This window comes from Escherichia sp. AM3 (assembly GCF_032029835.1).
GTDB classification, from domain to species: Bacteria; Pseudomonadota; Gammaproteobacteria; order Enterobacterales; family Enterobacteriaceae; genus Escherichia; species Escherichia coli.
In genome coordinates, this window is sequence record NZ_JAVUPQ010000453.1 from 1 (window position 1) to 745 (window position 745).

A 745-nucleotide genomic window follows, 5' to 3' on the forward strand; every position below is an offset into this window, starting at 1 on the left:
ACCGGAGGCTTTATGACAAAACATGATTTTGTGTCCTTTGTCAGTGGAGAATTGCGGCAAGGCGCTGTACGCTTTTCTCTTGCTTTTAACAGCAAAGGAGAAATTGTTCTGCACTGGACTAATAAAGCAGGAATACGAGTCTGGCGGATATTAAGTGGTAATCGTGGCAAAAAACCAAGCAAAGCTAACCTTGAAAGAATGAGTAACTTCCGGCGCTGGCTTTTTGATGCCCGTCAGGGCATGGAAGGCTACACTCAGCAACCTGAACAGAGCAACCTTAGCTGAATAGCCGAAGCCCTCCCGTATTTCGGGAGGTGCTTTCTGATATATTGCGCGGGACTGCGCTTGCGCTTCCTGCCAGACCGTTCGCGGAGCGAACCTGACGGCACTGTCCTTACCGCATTGATCGGGTTTCCGGTCGCAGACGTACGTATGTTCAGCCATGACAACATCAGCCTTTTTGCATTTTTGTTGATGCTCAAGCACAATTTATGAGCGGCGCCAGATTCACTGCGATGCAGGATAGGGCAAACGCCGTAAAATGACGTCTCTGACGCCATTCCGCAACGTTTGCCCGGTGACCTACAGTCGGTTCTTGTCGGAGAATTTTATGAAATATCAGGTGAGAGAGTTTATTACCGAAAAATATGCTAAGGCTGTTAATATTTTAAATGATAATCTTAAAGAAAACTACCATGTTTTTTATGGAGTAAGATTAAGTGAGATTCTTTTCCCTGCCAGTGAG

Annotated in this window: 1 protein-coding gene; it reads left to right on the forward strand. The window is 46.2% G+C overall.

Annotated elements, in window-relative coordinates; all coding sequences use genetic code 11:
• The first annotated feature begins 12 nt into the window (after positions 1 to 12).
• Complete coding sequence (locus tag RTW80_RS26555) at positions 13 to 285, forward strand: hypothetical protein (RefSeq protein WP_000160399.1); 273 nt, start codon at positions 13 to 15, stop codon at positions 283 to 285.
• The last annotated feature ends 460 nt before the right edge of the window (positions 286 to 745 follow it).

Excerpts from the sequence above, each read along its gene's own strand:
- RTW80_RS26555 (WP_000160399.1), top strand. The coding sequence starts at position 13 with ATGACAAAACATGATTTTGTGTCCTTTGTCAGTGGAGAATTGCGGCAA.